The organism is Mesorhizobium sp. M7A.F.Ca.CA.004.12.1.1 (assembly GCF_003997835.1).
Classification (GTDB): domain Bacteria; phylum Pseudomonadota; class Alphaproteobacteria; order Rhizobiales; family Rhizobiaceae; genus Mesorhizobium.
Map to the genome: position 1 here is coordinate 1 of NZ_RZRK01001132.1, position 1466 is coordinate 1466.

2 protein-coding genes are annotated in these 1466 nt (G+C 61.3%); both read left to right on the forward strand.

Annotated elements, in window-relative coordinates:
• The coding region (locus EN984_RS34400) for a (d)CMP kinase (RefSeq protein WP_127384348.1) at positions 1-386 on the forward strand (386 nt) is incomplete at its 5' end.
• Between the two features lie 208 nt (positions 387-594).
• The coding region (locus tag EN984_RS34405) for a S1 RNA-binding domain-containing protein (protein WP_127384349.1) at positions 595-1466 on the forward strand (872 nt) is incomplete at its 3' end.

Below are 1466 nucleotides of genomic sequence, written 5' to 3' on the forward strand. Positions count from 1 at the left end.
CCGTGTACCCGACGGTGCGGCGCATCCTCGTCGAGAAACAACGCGACTTCGCCAAGACGCCGCCCGGGGCCGTGCTCGACGGCCGCGACATCGGCACCGTCGTCTGCCCCGACGCCGACATCAAACTCTATGTGACGGCCAGCGCCGAGGTGCGGGCACAGCGCCGGTTGGCCGAGATCGAGAGCATCGGCGGGACCGCTGATTTCACCGAGATCCTCGCCGATATCGTGCGCCGCGACGAGCGCGACATGGGTCGAGCGGACTCACCGTTGAAGCCGGCGGTCGACGCGCACTTGCTTGATACCAGCGAAATGGCTATAGAAGCCGCGTTTCTTGCAGCCATGGCGATCATAGACGACGTGCTAGCCAAGAGAGACAAGGCCTGATCCGGGTTTTCCCTCGTATTTCCGTTGTCGGAGGCGAAGAAAATACCCATATCGGGCACGAACCAGCCTGCCAGCATTCTTCATGCGCCGGAATTGCCGCTTAAAAAGCGGCCCAGGGTTTTTGTAGCCCGGAACGCCGGCAGGCCAACGCAACGCTAACCTACGGCGCCCGTCCCGCTTCTAGATGCGGGGCACTCCAGGAGAAACAATGTCAGCTGCAAATCCCACTCGCGATGATTTCGCGAGCCTGCTCGAAGAATCATTTACCACAGGCCATTCCGGCGAAGGTCAGGTCGTCAAGGGTACGATCACCGCGATCGAAAAGGACATGGCCATCATCGACGTCGGCCTCAAGGTCGAAGGCCGCGTGCCGCTGAAGGAATTCGGCGTCAAGGGCAAGGACACCACCCTCAAGGTCGGTGACACCGTCGAAGTCTATGTCGAGCGCATCGAAAACGCGCTTGGCGAAGCGATGCTTTCCCGCGAGAAGGCCCGCCGCGAAGAGAGCTGGGTTCGTCTCGAAGAGAAGTTCACCAAGGGTGAGCGCGTCGAAGGCGTCATCTTCAACCAGGTCAAGGGCGGCTTCACTGTCGACCTCGACGGCGCCGTGGCCTTCCTGCCGCGCAGCCAGGTCGATATCCGCCCGATCCGCGACGTCTCCCCGCTGATGCACAACCCGCAGCCCTTCGAGATCCTCAAGATGGATCGTCGCCGCGGCAACATCGTGGTGTCGCGCCGTACCGTGCTCGAAGAGAGCCGCGCCGAACAGCGTTCGGAAATCGTGCAGAACCTCGAAGAAGGCCAGGTTGTCGAAGGCGTCGTCAAGAACATCACCGACTATGGTGCGTTCGTCGACCTCGGCGGCATCGACGGCCTGCTGCATGTCACCGACATGGCATGGCGCCGCGTCAACCATCCGACCGAAATCCTCAACATCGGTCAGACGGTCAAGGTGCAGATCATCCGCATCAACCAGGAAACCCACCGCATCTCGCTCGGCATGAAGCAGCTCGAGAGTGATCCGTGGTCCGAGATCGGCACCAAGTTCCCGATCGGCAAGAAGATCAAGGGTACCGTCAC